Source organism: Klebsiella sp. JB_Kp004 (assembly GCF_040065795.1).
Taxonomy (GTDB): domain Bacteria; phylum Pseudomonadota; class Gammaproteobacteria; order Enterobacterales; family Enterobacteriaceae; genus Klebsiella; species Klebsiella quasipneumoniae.
In genome coordinates, this window is sequence record NZ_JBEAKW010000004.1 from 214,818 (window position 1) to 229,251 (window position 14,434).

Sequence of the window (14,434 nt, forward strand, 5' to 3'; positions counted from 1 at the left end):
AGAAAGCCACCCGGCAGCGCCCATTGCGCCTGCGTCGACCCGACACAATCAGGCCAGCCCGTGCAGCGCCGCCGCCACGTCGCGACAGGCCTCCTCCCCTAACGGCAGCAAGGGGCGGGGAAGCGAGTCAGGATCACACAATCCCAGAATGGCCGCAGCGGCGACCACTACCCGCAGGCTGCCGCCGTAGCGGTCAAAGCACCGCCAGAGGGGCGCAAGTTGCTTATTCAGCGCCGCCACCTGTGCCGCATCGCCGTGACGGATGGCTTTCACCAGCGCCAGAGAGATACGAGGAAAGAGGCCGCCGCAGACCGAGTACCAGACCTCGCAGCCGGCCTGCAAGCCCGCTGTCGCGCGAACGTCACCGCTAACGCCAAGCGTCACGCCGCCAGGCAGATGACGACGCAGAGTCGCCACCCGTTCGCTCGCCTGCGGCGCGGGCAAACCGGGAATTTTTATCGAGGCGATGGCTGGTAAGGCAGCAATCTGCCCCTGCAGCTCATCCGATAACGTCACGTGGGTGGTACGGGGGTTGTCATACAGGCAAACCGGCACCGAGGCATGCCGGCAGACCTCCTCGTAAAAAGCGTAGATCTCCTCCGCAAAGAGCGGCTGATAGGACATCATCGGCAGGAGCAATGCATCCGCCCCGGCCTGCTGGGCATCCTCCACCAGCCGGAGCACCTCGCTGGTGGCGATGGCGCCGACGCCGATCATTATCGGGGTCGACCCGGCATGCGCCTTCGCCACCTGCACCACCCGCTTGCGCTGTTCACGACTGAGATAGGCGTAGCTGCCGGTTGAGCCTAAGATGCCCAGGGAGTCGACTCCGGCATCGGTAAGACGAGCAAGAAGACGAATAAACGCTTTTTCATCGATAGTTTGCTGATGCAGCGGCGTCAGCGGAAATGCGCAAAGCCCTGTGAACATGATGCCTCCGGCAGGCTGGATGAAGTGTCCGGACGATAGTAGCAGGGAGAGATCGTTTTGTCCTGGGACAAATGAGCGATTGCCGGTGACAATGGATTGTTTCCCACTACGTGGTGATCCCGTTCGCGAGATTGCCGCCGTCAGCCCAGGCATCGATAGCCACCAGATCCTGCCGAGGATATTCAACGACGCCGTGCCCTGCAGTCGCTATTTTTTGCTGGATTGCCAATCTTAAATCCACTTGTCATAATCCCGTGCAATTTATATGACCATATATTTAAGCAGCAATTAAATAAAGCAACACTATGGCTTCAAGCGGATAAAAAATGGCAGATGACATCCAGAAAAAATATCTCAAAATATTGTTAATAAAGTCTACGTATAAAACATTACTGGGTCGCCCCGCAGATCCTGACGGTCTTAAAAATTATTACCATGCAATTTCTGACAAGTCGCTTGCAGAATCAGCACAACTTCTTAACGCATCGCTGATGAATAGTGACGAGTCCAAGGGATTAACACCATCCAGAATGGCATTCGAGAATGTATGTATCCCGCCACATCCTGTATCAGGGATTGAAACTCAAGGACAATGGGCTGTGAAGCACATTGTTTCATTAGGAAGCCATTGTTTAACGTCGTGCACACTGAAAAAATTTAATCTGAAAAAAATCTCTCTGCCTTTTGACTGGATTTTTTCCTGCCCGGCGATGGTCATCGATTGCCTGAGGGACGATTTTCAGACTTTTTTAGACAAAAACGAATATAGCTCATTCATATCTTTTGATGCAAAAGGAATATTTACCTTTTGCAAAAAGGTTTTCTTATTCCCTGAAGTCCGTACCAGTACGATAACGCACTGGCCTACGCCCTGGTGATCAAGATAGCGATATGTAAGTCATGTATTTATAAGTTAAAAGAGTAACTGAGAGCTTACGCTCCTCGCTAACAGCGGACCTCACACTCAGTGAGTAAGTCCGCTCCTTGTTAGAAATGAACTATTTTAAGATGGCCATTCAATCTTCCAGCAAGCTCATTTCTTCAGAGAGCCACTGTCTCAGAATGCGTATTTTAAATGAATCCTGATTATCCGAGCGATAAACTAAATCGTATCCCCGCTCAGCCTTAAGTTTATATTGCGGAAACGGAACAACAAGCCTTCCGGCTGCTACATCATCTGCAACCAGAACACTGCGTCCCAGAGCCACACCTTCGCCACGTATAGCGGCCTCAGTCGCCATGCTGCCAAGGGTCCATAAGGGGCCGTGATGGCAGCAAAAATTTTTTTCTCCGGCCATTTCAAACCATGCCTCCCAGTTCGCCAGCATTCTGTATTCATGAAGAAGAACGCAGTTTGAAAGATCCTTAATTTCTGTCAGACCATTTTGTTCTTTAAGAAAACCCGGACTACAGACGGGGGTAACAGTTTCATCGAAGATACGCTCATACGAAACGTCGCGGTAATGGCCAAGACCGTAACGAATGGCTGCATCTACCTGACCATCATTCAGATCCACATTACTGTCAGTAACATCCAGCTGAATATCAACGTCAGGATATTTCTGCCTGAACCGGCTCAGACGCGGTGCCAGCCACTTGCTGGCAAATGAAACCGTTGTACTGACACGTAAACTTTTTGCAGGATTCCTTCCGCGCAGACGCTCAGATTCCATCATTAACTCACTCAGAAGGCGGGTAACAATGCGATGATATTCAGCCCCTTCCTGAGTCAGTATTATCTGTCGGGTCAGCCTGAAAAATAGTTTTAACCCCAGATGCTCTTCAAGCTTCCGGATTTGCCGGCTTATCGCGCCATGCGTTACGTGAAGCTCTGTTGCAGCCAGTGTCATACTTGAGAGACGGGCTGTTGCTTCAAAAGCACGCAGAGTCTGCAATGGGGGGAGGCGATCAAATATCATACACGTGATAATAATTCACACGTACTGTGAGAACAAATGATTTGTCAGGCCAGAGTCCGAAAATCAAAATTAGCGCATAAAACATTCACATTGGCTTTATGATAATCGGAGGAATGATGGAAAGCTTGTTTGTCTACGGAACCTTGGGTCCTGGCCGACCTAATGCTCATATTCTTGAAAAGATTGGGGGGACATGGCAGGAAGGCCACGTTGGTGGTTCTTTATTAGATAAAGGCTGGGGTGCAAAGATGGGATATCCGGGGATCGTATTGGATGATTCCGGTAATCGTGTACAGGGTTTTCTCTTTACGTCAGAGAATTTACATAATCACTGGCACATACTCGATGAGTTCGAAGGTCCTGAGTATGAACGGGTTCCGGTAGAGGTAACCACATCTACTGGTCAGACAGTGCAATCATGTCTTTATATGCTCAAAGCATAAACTATGAGGCTTGTAGTGAGCAGGTTACACAATGGCCAGAGCACTAAAAATAAGTCGATTTGATGGGGAATTAAGTGACAGTACAACGAAAACAGGTTGACACATATGCCACACTAGTCATGACCTCACTGTGTATAGTTTGGGGAATTCAGCAGGTCGCAATTAAAGGCGTAGCCGATGAAATTTCTCCAGCCCTACAAGTAGCAATCAGAAGTGGGGCTGCTGCTGGCCTTATATATTTATTAATTATTCTTAAAAAAACGTCCCTAGAAAATTTTGCTAATTACTTAATTCCAGGGGGAGCAGTGGGCATACTTTTTGGTTTTCAATTCCTGTTTGTTGCTGAAGGCCTGCGATATACATCGGCATCGCACATGTCAGTATTCCTCTACACCGCGCCAATTTTTGCTGCTCTGGGACTACAGTTTTTTAGACCCGATGAACGGCTGTGTGCACCACAATGGATAGGAATAGCAATTGCTTTTGCAGGGATTTGTGTCGCGTTTCTGTCAGGTAAGGCTCCAGATGATAGCTCCAGTAAGACTCTGGCAGGAGACATAATGGGGTTATTTGCAGGCCTATCATGGGGGGCCACTACCGTACTCGTCCGATGTTCCTCCCTTAGTGGGGCGCCGGCTTCTCTTACTCTTTTTTATCAACTTACAGGAGGTTTTTTACTTTTATCAGCCTATTCATATTTCTCCGACCAGAATCACTTTGAACCTGGCGCCGTCGGGATTGCTAGTTTAATCTTTCAAAGCGCAATAGTTGGTTTTTTGAGTTATTTAGCCTGGTACAGTTTAATGCATAAATACATGGCATCACAGCTCGGTATTCTCTCATTCATGACGCCTGTATTTGGGGTCATTACGGCAGTATTTTTTTTGAGTGAACAGCTACAGTCAGGGTTTATTTCAGGATCGATGCTAATCCTAAGTGGCATAAGTGTTGTTAGCGGCTGGCCCTGGTTCAGGTTGAGATTTTTAACTGGTTCAGTCAACAAATAAAGATGACTGTCGGCCGGTTACAGGTAATCTAACGATGTCAGCGAGCCAGTTAATATATGGCTGATTTAACTTCCAATTTTGCCAAAATGCTTTATAGGTTCTCATGCAGAAAATAAATCATCCTTAATGCATCATGCACAAGCTTTAGCCCTATCTATGTCTGCTTCTCGCTCGCAGCGGACCTTCAACATGGACAATTAGTCCGCGTCGTGCCAGGAGCGGACGTTGTTAAGCTTATGCTGTATGGATTAATGAAGAACAGACATTATATTTTGTCCTGATTGACTCGGGATGAAAGCTCCTGATGGCTCTCTTTTCGCTCGCTGTAGCGATCCGCAAGATAACCGGTTTGTCCCTTAAGCAGCAGCGTGATTTTAAACAGCTCCTCGGCTACATCGACGATGCGGTCATACCATGACGAAGGTTTCATTCGTCCGTTTTCGTCGAACTCTTGCCATGCCTTGGCTACGGAGGGCTGGTTGGGGATCGTAAACATCCGCATCCAGCGGCCCAGAATACGCATCTGGTTCACTGCATTGAAGGATTGCGAACCACCGCAGACCTGCATTACCGCAAGTGTTTTGCCCTGCGAAGGACGAACCGCGCCTTCTCATAATGGTATCCAGTCAATCTGCGCCTTCATAACCCCATGTCGCTCCGGAGAACTCCACACCATCCCGTCACACCATCTGACCAGACTACGCAACTCAGTGACTTTAGGATGCGTGCCCGGCGCATCATCCGGCAGGGGTAAACCGGAGGGGTTAAAGAATTTTACCTCCGCGCCCATCGCCATCAGCAGGCGACCAGCTTCTTCGGCGGCAAAGCGGCTGTAGGAGCGCTCTCTTACTGAGCCATAAGGAACGCAGTGAAAAATGCTACAACCTGTTCAGCTTTTCAAAATCTTGTCTGATGAAACACGGTTCGCCATCGTCATGCTTCTCCGGGAGTCAGGAGAACTGTGCGTCTGCGAAATCTGCGCGGCTATTTCCGAATCGCAGCCCAAAATCTCACGACATATGACTATCCTTCGCATGGCTGGGCTGGTTCAGGACCGTCGTGAAGGCAAATGGATCCACTATCGTCTGTCACCTCACATACCGGCTTGGGCTGCTGAGACAATCACGACGTCCTGGCAGTGAATGCGGGAGGATGTGCGTGACTGGCTTGATAAATCAGTCTGTACATCCTGCTGAGAAAGAAAAACACATTTATATAATCATATATAACGAAGTCTGAAATGCTTTTAGCAGGCAGTATATTTTTACTGACGCTGGTACTTGTGATCCGGCAACCCAGTGGCCTGAGTATTGGCTGGAGCTCGAGTATCTGACCTTCAGGGCAATCTGTACGAGAAACAGGCAATATCAGGGCATAAGAACGTTGAGCAAACTGCCCGGTATGACAGAAAAATTGCGGTAGTTCCGGTTGTAGATGGGCAGGTGGAAAGGAAAAATATTTTGAAGTGATATGATGGAATGGGTGGTTTTGAAACAAAAAAACCACCCGTAGGTGGTTTCACGACACTGCTTATTGCTTTGATTATTCTATATTTCCCAATGGTACCCGGAGTGGGACTTGAACCCACACAGCGCGAACGCCGAGGGATTTTAAATCGTGCGCTTTTTATATCATAATCAAATACATATAAACGATTTTCATAAGAAACATTTAGATGCTTGACCTTAATTATCAGATAGTTACAACCCTATAAAATGTTTAATTATGAAAAATAAGCCCCTATGATTAAAGGACTATTTAACAAGGACTGTTGATACAGTAGCCCCCATTTCTGCAACGTTTTCATCATCCAGCAGCTATCTTCGTTTTCTTCCATCATCCACTTTAAACCATATAATAGATGTTGTAGTTTGATTCCGTTCACTCTGAAAAAACATAACATTTTGAATATTTTTATCTAGGCACTAAACAAAACAACCGATTTTTCACTATGAATATTATTTATTAACATATGCATATTCAAAGTAAAATGCTGTTAAATTATTTACCAACACACCATAAAAAAATAATATTATCGCGTATAAACTCAAGTATGCTTCATTTGTTCATACATAAAATAATTATAGAGTTTTCACCTATTATTTTAACATGTACTAATGGGCAGTAATTTGTCAAGAAGAATTCACCACTACAATGAACTCTTCTTGTTTATGATAAAAAACCAAAAGGGCGTCTCAGTCGTAAACCTTACTAAAACCACTCTTCAGCTTTAGAGTTGCACCTTCTGTAGTTTCCTGAGGGATATATTTCCGGATATATGATCTTATACTTCCGAGATCTATTTTCTTTAATTTAGCAGTTTGCGTGACAACATTCCCATCTTGTACACCGGATATTTTTTTCTTTATTATTAAACCCAAAGCACTAACACTACTCATGTTGAGATCTATTATATTATAATGTTTTGACTTTATATCAGAAATAAATGAATCGCCATCTTTTTGGCTTACCGACAAACCACACTCTTCAAGGTCTTCGTCACTCAAAAAAATACAATCTATAGATGATAGGCTACCACCATTAGTCACTAATGAAGCAACAACTTTTTTATCATCTTCACTGTCAAGGTTTTCACTGTCAACTTTCCAAATAGATAATGTATTTTCAGAAGTTCTGCAGCAATTTGTTACACCATCGGTACCAAGTGCATTTGCAGCAACATTACCGTTAATTGGATTCCTCCAATCCCATTTAGACTTTGTTACCTTCCTGATATAAATAGTCATCATTAACTCACTCTTTTACATACTGCATAAGATTGGTAATAACTTTTCCTTTATATTCATTGAGGAATGAATATTCAAAATCCCTGATGTTTCTAGCTATTTTTAAAGCATCTTCATCTTTGCCGAATTTGTCCAAGAGAGACAATGCACCTTCACATGCACAAACATCCTTATGAGATGAAAACATCGTAATTATTGTAAGCGCGATATCCTCAATATCTGACTCTTCAAGAGACATTAGAAGAGCAAAAAACTTCTCAATAGTATTACTATCTGAAATAAATACTTTCCTTGTCGCCATGTTAATGAATGACATTTGTCCTTGGGATTTATTTTTACTAAAAATGTTTTCGACAACATATTTTAGCTCAGGTGTATCACCATAACCAAAATCCTCGGAAACAAGCATATTGTAAACAAACCGCATTATGCCATCTAAATCATCTGATTCATTAACCTTTGAGTCCGTAATAACATTCTCGGCAAGCTCAAAGTAAGAACTCATACTTGTTGATGATTTTCTTTTTTCATCATGACTTGTATGAATTTTATTCAAGTAATTAAAAACCACCTTATTGTAGGTAGTTCCTGTATTAGCACTTACATCTTGCACCCAATTATTCTTCATGTTGTCATGAACCATAATGACCTCACCCCAACAAACGTTCTACATTGTCACTCGCAATATCAAGAAGTTGTGATGACAATTCAGTCGTAATAGAAAATCTGTCAGCTGATTTTTCTACAACTGTATTTACATCTAACTGAGTAACAATCGCATCGAAATTTTCATTAGGATTGCCTGCATTCATAACAGGACCACGGGTGACTGTAGATATAACATTGAGGGTTTCTTCACCATGTTGTCTCCTTGCAGCCCTTCTTGTGTTCCATTCAAAGAACTCTTCAGGATTTTCACCTTTAAAAAACTTATTATACATCTGAGTATTAAACTCATTAGTAGTTCGTCTGATCAATGTTACAATAGATGCAAGGCGCCACGCTCTAACCTCAGGCTTGATTTTCCGAAGGGCTGTTGTGATAAAATCTAGCTTCTCAATAAGCTCTTCATTTGTTGGCCTAGTACTTCTACAAAGAATATTTATATTTACTGTCTCTGACGAAAATAATACAGATACGTTATCAAACTCATTTAAACCCACTATTCTAATAACTTTTTGCACACCATTTGGCGTTATTTCATCAGCATAACTAGGTAAAAATTTATTATCAAACGCAGTAATAAGCGGAAAGATTTTTTCTGGCGCTGTATCAACAAATCTTTCTCTAATAAAATAGATAAATTGGAACTCAAACATTAAAAACTCCTTTTTTATTCATTTTCACTTATAAGATGTTGCTACATGCAGCTTGCTGCAGCTCATTTTCTCCTAGTTTATACCATAACTTAATGCTTCTGTGAGAAGAAATTTGTGATGTTTCCTGCAAAAGCCACTGAGATTTCTTAATCTCAGTTGTAAGTACTTTGATAAAATTTTCAATAAGTTATATGGTATTTCTGAAAATCATACCTATCTTGTTTAGTCTTATCAGGTTTTCTATAGGTCACTATAGTGCTCTAGTACCTCATAACAAAGGATAAGGTTGTTTTTGTCCTGGAGCGCAAGACATTGTATTCAATCGTTCTTTGTGCAATTCCGGGTATTTGAGCCAGCGTTGCACAATTTATCTACAGCTAGAGCCCCCTGTCAAAAGGTGCTAAACCCTCGGTTATAGACCTCCATTCGGGTTGTATAACTGAAACGTGCGCTCATCGCCTTCCTGCGTTGAGACATCCCGGAATGTCGTCACATAGTGCTCTATCCACTGGTTAGCCTGCCGTGGCGACCAGTGCCAGTTATATCTCTCCAGTTCCTGCAGAAATCGCCTGGTGGTGAGGATGCGCTTTCCGTTAGGCAGTATATCTATTGCCTTACGGCAGGCCGTCTCGATTTCGTATAAACGCGGCATACTTCCCCCTGTCAAACCTACTGTATATAAATACAGTAAATGCATGTGTGCAGCAGATCAATATTGGCAGTGGCTATCAATGATCAGCGCTGACGTAACGCATTGATGCCTCAATTCGACTGGCAACATTGAGCAGGGAAATATTTATAAATCGTCTTCACCCCCTCCTATTACATCGGCTACCGACCCAATGTTTTAACTGCTCAGACCAGAAATATCTGGAAGCTTTAGGCATCTTCTTGGAAGATAGATGAGCGCAAAGACGCACACAGCAATGATGTTATGTAGTATTTTCCCCTTGAGTGTGCCTGCTCAAGGGGATTTTTTATCGCCGTATTGTACTGGCAAATATTTGTAAATCGTCTTCACTCCCACGCCTGTCACATCGGCCACACGCTACTGGACTGGCGCTTAGTCCGGTATGTTTCTCGCGCTACTACTGCTTACGTTAACGTCTGGTAATGATCTAGCGGCGCGACGTAAAGCGGCGTTGAAAGCAATTATAGTGACCGGCCGGCGATGGTACTTCACACGGTTAGATGACTCTGAAATAAATAAACATCTTCTGGATAGCGTTCTCTTCTACGAGCAATCATCGCCTCTACTGGAGGGGTTGATTTAACACGTAGCTCCTTCAGGTGGCCCTGTTTTCGTATCAGTATCAAGTCACCATCAATATCATCATATCGAATACTCAGCAGCCTTCCAGCGCTTAAACCCGTGTGAAAAATTAACGCCCACAAGTCAGCCCATGTATCTGAGATGGAAACAAGATTGCTGTTAATAGTTAAAAATTGCTCAAAACTTATTGTTTTCTTACCGTTCACGAACAAACCAAACTGTTTTCAAAGCTGAATGAATTGATTAAGCCAAACGTAACATATCAGGAAAAGTAGTGAAATCTTTGTCTTCAAGTCGCCGGGAGGTACTTGTAGATTGTTTTCACGTCTACACCTATTACATCAGCTACCTGCTGCCGGGTTGCGCCCGTACTCAACATCCTGCGGCACCGCTCCACCACTTCTTCAGTCATTACCCGGCGGCGGCCACCGACTCTCCCTGGCACGTGCGCAGCACCGAGGAGATCCTCGCCTCGTTCTGATTTATATTGGGCTTCCCCAGTTGGTGCACCCGAAATGGGTGCGCCTTGGCATCACCAGCCTTGAAGAGTATGCCCGCCACTTCAATTGCGTGACGCGATAAATTTAAAAATCGACAAATATCGTCCAGGAGCGCCATTTTCAATGGCTGGAGATAGCAACCAATATGCGTTGTTTGCAATATTTGGCGAATTTTACCGATTTCTCATGCCCCACCCATGCCCCAAGACACCTGCCACGCGAAATCTTCCATCAATTGACAGCAACTAAACAACCGCATTGTCCTGGCGCACATCGCAGATAGTAAACGTCACGACGCCGGCGACAGTAACATCGTCCAGAGCCTCGCCCTCGATCGCTTCGCCGTCTTCGGTAATCAGAGACCTACCTCTCAACGTGGCAAGTTCCGTCCCGCCGCCGTGCTGGATAAGAACCTGACTACCCTGCTTTGGCTTCAGGGAGATATCCAGCACAACATAGCCGCCATCCCTTTCGAAAACGCGGGTGTTAGGCCCGACATTGCAGATCGAGTTGACAGACAGTCTCTGCTCAACGTAATCCGTCGCGGGTGAAGGAAAGCCCATTAGATCACCCTCCCCATGTTGGCCATCATCCACAGCCTGTTTTCGCTATGGTCCGGCGTCTTATCGACAAAATACGTTTGTTCCCGCGAGATCCAGGAGTTCGCCTCCACCTCGGTAAAGTGAATGCCGCGCCGGCGAAGCGCAGTAACGAAGTCGCGGGTGTGAAGGTACTGGAACCCCTTGGAACTGCGCAAAATGGACTCGCGGAAAGCCGCGGCGATATCCGACTGTCGAAGCATGATCTGCCATCCCATAAATACTGTTTATATATACAGTATATTCATTGACGGATAAGATCAAGAAAGGTAACACCTATCAATATCCATAATATTGTGAATATATTTTTGTGTACTTTCACATCATGGTTTATGATTATTTAATTTATTGATTTTAATGTTAATTGAAGTTTTGTTTTGCATTGATGCTTGTGAGAGTATGGTGTTTAATATTAAGACATTGCTTGAGGTGGGGTTTTTAACATGCCGCGTTCAATAGACATAATCCTATCATTTATTCTTATTGTTTTCTTTATGCCGGTGATGGTTATAGTTACTACAGCAATATTATCCTGTGGAAGAAAGCCGTTTTTTATACATAAGCGCCTTGGGTTTAAAGGCATTGAGTTCTCATGTTTAAAATTCAGATCAATGAAGGGGGTCGATGAACTAAGTAGTTACGATTTAAATAGAGTAAATTTTGAAACCAAGAAATATGGCAAAGTTAAAAACGATCCAAGAATAACATTTATCGGGAAGTTTTTGAGAAAAACCAGCATCGATGAACTCCCACAACTGTTTAATATACTGCTTGGGAATATGTCACTTATTGGTCCACGACCTGTTACTAAGCAGGAGATACACAAATATAGGAAATTTAAGAATTATTACTTTTCAGTTAGGCCGGGAATGACTGGCTTATGGCAGGTCTCTGGAAGAAGTGACGTCACATTCAGGCGTCGGGTTGCGATGGATGTATATTATATAAGAAATAAAAGCGCCAAACTACTTATATTAATTTTAATAAAAACTGTTTTCGTTGTTGCAATAGCAAAAGGGGCGGTGTGAAAATACACCGCCTGACTCTGATTTCAATTCTAACATTCAATGGTAATCTGGGTGTTATCGGCGATTACGTACCCAGCCTTCGATAACTCATAAACAGCCTCCTCGACTATGAAGTTGGACGATGATGGTGTGAATTTCGTTATATACCCACCGTTATCCTTAGAAGAGACTATCAATCTCCACTCATTCATATTATCAACATAGTATACGTATAGCATCTCCCCTCCTTCAGTTAAGTATTGGGGTGGATTGTACTAAACCAATATGCTGGTAGTTTTACGTATATAGTACCAACAAAACCATAAAATCTTAGCCCAGGATTTGACCACAGCGAGCCAAGAAAATAGTTATCGATTTGAAGTGGTGGTGTTGAAACAAAATCATTGGAAGTAACTGTCAGGTAAGATTTTGTGAGTATGGTATTCAGAACATCAACACTATCTCCAAGGACCTGTCCTCTGGAGGTTTCTGCTGCTGTTACAATGTTTGAGTTAACGGTGATAGTTTGATACGTCAATGGCCTCACAACAGCCTGAACATTAACACTCCCTGTAGCAGAACCACACTTAACAGAACATTTGCAGGACAGCTTTGCAGTGTTTCTGGGAAATTGCGCATAGCCCGCATGATACAGATACAAAACACTTGTATCTGAAGGCATAGTGATTGCCACTGGTATAAGCCCATCACTGTCAGCATCTGTTGCGCTTCCAAATGCGATAGTTGCCCCCCCCTGCGCAACAACAAAGTGATAAGCACTTGCCAGACTGGCACCCTGTACAGTCGTTGGGAATACGTCAGAAGTCGAGCCTGTAAAGGTATGTTCTGGATTTAGCAAATATCCGCCAACACCATACCGAAATCGCGGAAGCCATTTATAAACATCACTGACCCTGTGCTTGATGATGACCGTAACCTGGTTTCCATATCCCGCCCATGACCCATATGCATCATTACACATGTATCCGGCAGGGCCAGCCCCCAGATCGGTTTCTATTAACTCAACAATTACAGCATTATATGTAGATGCATTAAATATCTTTCTAACCCCTCGATAGGTTACATTTCTGCTGCGAGGATCGATCTTTCCACCTTTAGATTGAAAGCGACATTGACCAGCAGAGCCATTTTTAGCTGGTTGATTTATCATCATCTCTGCAAACCCTTCCACATGGCAGTCAGTATAGGTAAGGGTACCTGATGCATCTGGGCCATAAAGTATCGCATCCTTCCTGGAGTAATCATTACTACCGTTTGAATGAAAATAATCGTGACCGTTCGTGTTAATGTAATGATTGCCAAGTAAGTTGTCAGAATAAATGAAGTTGCTCACATAAAGCCGCTCTCCAGAATTCAGACAGAGGGTGTTAGGTTGGTAGTGCCCATAGTTATTTGCATATGCCTGCGCATCTGTAAAGCCGCAACAATAGGTATCATGCGTACCAAATTCAATACCCCCATTACATCCAAATACTCTGATGTTACTTACATTGACGTCTCGTACATGCAAATAACCAGTCCCGTTAGGAAGTCTGCTTTTGTTTCCGAGAATAAACGCTGCCCCATTAGAGTAATCTGTTCCAGGGCCTTTAATAAAAACAGCCCCATTCAAGCAACTCCACCCACCGCCCCCCTGGTTTGCCGAGCCTCCATTGTAACTATTCCCCATACCTGCAAGCAGAGTATCATATTCATTTGATGCAACAACGCAATCAGTAGTAACAGAGCTAAAATCAAGAAATGTTGTGGCCTGCCACTCCAGATGTATCAATGTCACAGGATATTTAAGCTGTGAATTTAATGTATATATATTTGGATTTCCCACGGCGGGAATCTTTACCTTTAAGGCTCTGTCATTGAGCCTTGGGATTTCACCAGTCCTTGTATTTGATATACAAAAAGAGCTTATTTTGTTAATGCATTCAACAAGATTATTATCTGATGCTACGAAACCAGCAAGCCAGACATTATAGCCATCATCAATATCTACCTTCCATCGGGCCCCTGACGGAGTAACAAAGACGAACAAATCATTATCCGGCGTTGAACTGTCAAACGCATCATAATAAAGCCTTTCATTCAACACAGGGCCGTCATTCACAGCGCGGAAAAGAATGATTTCTTGCCCGTGATAGTCCGGTTCAATTGTTCTAAGAACATCCAATGAGGCACACTTTCCCACCAGTTTCTGGCCATCGCTTGAATCCAGATCTGATCGAAGAGCCGCGTCACCGATGTTCGACCATTTCCCTGTGGGGTTTGCAGCCGACCACACACCGCCATCGTTCTCAGGAGAATCTCCGGCAATGACGTGTTCAAGCTCACCAAGGTATTTGTACCAGGATCCATTGTAGTAGACGATCTGCTGGCGATTATCTACAGCCAGACCAACAGCCCAGTTGCCAAGCTCCTGCCAACCGATAGCTGCAACTGCCTGCTCGCCGCGACCAGTGATGTAGTCTATAAAGCGGCTGTAGATCATCTCCATGCCGTGCCAGGTTTTGCGAAGCACACCTAACCGGTCCTCTAACTCCTCTTTTGTCCTGTCGTTAACGAATTTATCCACGTTTTCAGCGTTATCGTACAGGTCCTTTACGGCGGCGGAACCTAAAGGATTTTTCGTTTTATATGTGCTCATAGTCGCCCTATAACAAAAAAACCCGCCGAAG

At 44.1% G+C, this 14,434-nt stretch carries 14 protein-coding genes and 6 pseudogenes; 8 read left to right on the forward strand and 12 right to left on the reverse strand.

The window, feature by feature from the left end; all coding sequences use genetic code 11:
* Nucleotides 1–48: 48 nt before the first annotated feature.
* A complete protein-coding gene (locus ABLX76_RS05220; protein ID WP_348874123.1) occupies nt 49–930 on the reverse strand; it encodes a dihydrodipicolinate synthase family protein in 882 nt (293 codons plus the stop codon).
* A gap of 326 nt (nt 931–1,256) precedes the next feature.
* On the opposite strand from ABLX76_RS05220, the gene ABLX76_RS05225 reads away from it, so the two are divergent.
* On the forward strand, nt 1,257–1,808 hold the full coding sequence (locus ABLX76_RS05225) for a DUF1796 family putative cysteine peptidase (protein ID WP_348874125.1): 552 nt from the start codon (nt 1,257–1,259) through the stop codon (nt 1,806–1,808).
* Between the two features lie 138 nt (nt 1,809–1,946).
* Here the strand turns inward: ABLX76_RS05225 and gcvA are convergent, their stop codons facing one another.
* Nucleotides 1,947–2,849 carry a transcriptional regulator GcvA gene (gene gcvA / locus ABLX76_RS05230; RefSeq protein WP_289552057.1) on the reverse strand — a complete coding sequence of 301 codons (903 nt, stop codon included), beginning with the start codon at nt 2,847–2,849 and terminating at the stop codon, nt 1,947–1,949.
* A gap of 116 nt (nt 2,850–2,965) precedes the next feature.
* On the opposite strand from gcvA, the gene ABLX76_RS05235 reads away from it, so the two are divergent.
* On the forward strand, nt 2,966–3,292 hold the full coding sequence (locus ABLX76_RS05235; RefSeq protein WP_074442534.1) for a gamma-glutamylcyclotransferase: 327 nt from the start codon (nt 2,966–2,968) through the stop codon (nt 3,290–3,292).
* A 74-nt stretch (nt 3,293–3,366) separates the two neighbouring features.
* Nucleotides 3,367–4,299: a DMT family transporter gene (locus tag ABLX76_RS05240; RefSeq protein WP_348874128.1), complete on the forward strand. Its 933-nt coding sequence runs from the start codon at nt 3,367–3,369 to the stop codon at nt 4,297–4,299.
* 265 nt (nt 4,300–4,564) lie between these two features.
* On the opposite strand, the pseudogene arsH reads toward ABLX76_RS05240, so the two are convergent.
* Nucleotides 4,565–5,158, reverse strand: a pseudogene (arsH, locus tag ABLX76_RS05245) (arsenical resistance protein ArsH); the annotation flags it as partial.
* A 16-nt stretch (nt 5,159–5,174) separates the two neighbouring features.
* Here arsH and ABLX76_RS05250 point away from each other — a divergent pair.
* From ABLX76_RS05250 to ABLX76_RS05260, 3 genes and pseudogenes are all read left to right on the forward strand, one after another.
* Nucleotides 5,175–5,441, forward strand: coding sequence for a metalloregulator ArsR/SmtB family transcription factor (locus ABLX76_RS05250; RefSeq protein ID WP_065881114.1), 267 nt, complete (start codon nt 5,175–5,177; stop codon nt 5,439–5,441).
* A 98-nt stretch (nt 5,442–5,539) separates the two neighbouring features.
* A pseudogene (locus ABLX76_RS05255) lies at nt 5,540–5,626 on the forward strand (ArsB/NhaD family transporter); the annotation flags it as partial.
* A pseudogene (locus tag ABLX76_RS05260) lies at nt 5,625–5,768 on the forward strand (integrase); the annotation flags it as partial. The pseudogenes ABLX76_RS05255 and ABLX76_RS05260, both read left to right, overlap by 2 nt.
* A 726-nt stretch (nt 5,769–6,494) precedes the next feature.
* On the opposite strand, the gene ABLX76_RS05265 reads toward ABLX76_RS05260, so the two are convergent.
* The 6 genes and pseudogenes from ABLX76_RS05265 to ABLX76_RS05290 form a co-directional block, all read right to left on the reverse strand.
* Nucleotides 6,495–7,049: a hypothetical protein gene (locus ABLX76_RS05265; RefSeq protein ID WP_130957531.1), complete on the reverse strand. Its 555-nt coding sequence runs from the start codon at nt 7,047–7,049 to the stop codon at nt 6,495–6,497.
* A 4-nt stretch (nt 7,050–7,053) separates the two neighbouring features.
* Nucleotides 7,054–7,674, reverse strand: coding sequence for a hypothetical protein (locus ABLX76_RS05270; RefSeq protein WP_130957532.1), 621 nt, complete (start codon nt 7,672–7,674; stop codon nt 7,054–7,056).
* Nucleotides 7,675–7,696: 22 nt separating this feature from the next.
* The gene (locus ABLX76_RS05275) at nt 7,697–8,365 is read right to left on the reverse strand and encodes a hypothetical protein (protein WP_130957533.1); all 669 of its coding nucleotides are present in this window, start codon (nt 8,363–8,365) and stop codon (nt 7,697–7,699) included.
* Between the two features lie 412 nt (nt 8,366–8,777).
* The gene (locus ABLX76_RS05280) at nt 8,778–9,017 is read right to left on the reverse strand and encodes a hypothetical protein (RefSeq protein WP_023316732.1); all 240 of its coding nucleotides are present in this window, start codon (nt 9,015–9,017) and stop codon (nt 8,778–8,780) included.
* A 411-nt stretch (nt 9,018–9,428) separates the two neighbouring features.
* A pseudogene (locus ABLX76_RS05285) lies at nt 9,429–9,850 on the reverse strand (hypothetical protein).
* Between the two features lie 77 nt (nt 9,851–9,927).
* Nucleotides 9,928–10,077 (reverse strand): annotated as a pseudogene (locus ABLX76_RS05290) (helix-turn-helix domain-containing protein); the annotation flags it as partial.
* A 38-nt stretch (nt 10,078–10,115) separates the two neighbouring features.
* Here ABLX76_RS05290 and ABLX76_RS05295 point away from each other — a divergent pair.
* A pseudogene (locus ABLX76_RS05295) lies at nt 10,116–10,211 on the forward strand (hypothetical protein); the annotation flags it as partial.
* A 172-nt stretch (nt 10,212–10,383) separates the two neighbouring features.
* Here the strand turns inward: ABLX76_RS05295 and ABLX76_RS05300 are convergent.
* The gene (locus ABLX76_RS05300; RefSeq protein ID WP_117086372.1) at nt 10,384–10,701 is read right to left on the reverse strand and encodes a hypothetical protein; all 318 of its coding nucleotides are present in this window, start codon (nt 10,699–10,701) and stop codon (nt 10,384–10,386) included.
* Nucleotides 10,701–10,940 (reverse strand): hypothetical protein, encoded by a 240-nt coding sequence (locus ABLX76_RS05305; protein ID WP_023339728.1) that lies wholly within the window; start codon nt 10,938–10,940, stop codon nt 10,701–10,703. The genes ABLX76_RS05300 and ABLX76_RS05305 overlap by 1 nt, the downstream gene beginning before the upstream one ends.
* 240 nt (nt 10,941–11,180) lie before the next feature.
* Here ABLX76_RS05305 and ABLX76_RS05310 point away from each other — a divergent pair, with 240 nt between their 5' ends.
* Nucleotides 11,181–11,765, forward strand: a complete 585-nt coding sequence (locus tag ABLX76_RS05310; protein WP_348874132.1) for a sugar transferase — start codon at nt 11,181–11,183, stop codon at nt 11,763–11,765.
* A gap of 232 nt (nt 11,766–11,997) precedes the next feature.
* On the opposite strand, the gene ABLX76_RS05315 is transcribed toward ABLX76_RS05310, so the two are convergent.
* Complete coding sequence (locus ABLX76_RS05315) at nt 11,998–14,403, reverse strand: hypothetical protein (RefSeq protein ID WP_348874134.1); 2,406 nt, start codon at nt 14,401–14,403, stop codon at nt 11,998–12,000.
* Nucleotides 14,404–14,434: the final 31 nt, after the last annotated feature.

Coding starts and splice junctions, on each gene's coding strand:
- ABLX76_RS05280 (WP_023316732.1), bottom strand. CDS start 9,017: ATGCCGCGTTTATACGAAATCGAGACGGCCTGCCGTAAGGCAATAGAT.
- ABLX76_RS05220 (WP_348874123.1), bottom strand. CDS start 930: ATGTTCACAGGGCTTTGCGCATTTCCGCTGACGCCGCTGCATCAGCAA.
- gcvA (WP_289552057.1), bottom strand. CDS start 2,849: ATGATATTTGATCGCCTCCCCCCATTGCAGACTCTGCGTGCTTTTGAA.
- ABLX76_RS05310 (WP_348874132.1), top strand. CDS start 11,181: ATGCCGCGTTCAATAGACATAATCCTATCATTTATTCTTATTGTTTTC.
- ABLX76_RS05265 (WP_130957531.1), bottom strand. CDS start 7,049: ATGATGACTATTTATATCAGGAAGGTAACAAAGTCTAAATGGGATTGG.
- ABLX76_RS05225 (WP_348874125.1), top strand. CDS start 1,257: ATGGCAGATGACATCCAGAAAAAATATCTCAAAATATTGTTAATAAAG.
- ABLX76_RS05315 (WP_348874134.1), bottom strand. CDS start 14,403: ATGAGCACATATAAAACGAAAAATCCTTTAGGTTCCGCCGCCGTAAAG.
- ABLX76_RS05275 (WP_130957533.1), bottom strand. CDS start 8,365: ATGTTTGAGTTCCAATTTATCTATTTTATTAGAGAAAGATTTGTTGAT.
- ABLX76_RS05270 (WP_130957532.1), bottom strand. CDS start 7,674: ATGAAGAATAATTGGGTGCAAGATGTAAGTGCTAATACAGGAACTACC.
- ABLX76_RS05250 (WP_065881114.1), top strand. CDS start 5,175: ATGCTACAACCTGTTCAGCTTTTCAAAATCTTGTCTGATGAAACACGG.
- ABLX76_RS05235 (WP_074442534.1), top strand. CDS start 2,966: ATGGAAAGCTTGTTTGTCTACGGAACCTTGGGTCCTGGCCGACCTAAT.
- ABLX76_RS05305 (WP_023339728.1), bottom strand. CDS start 10,940: ATGCTTCGACAGTCGGATATCGCCGCGGCTTTCCGCGAGTCCATTTTG.
- ABLX76_RS05300 (WP_117086372.1), bottom strand. CDS start 10,701: ATGGGCTTTCCTTCACCCGCGACGGATTACGTTGAGCAGAGACTGTCT.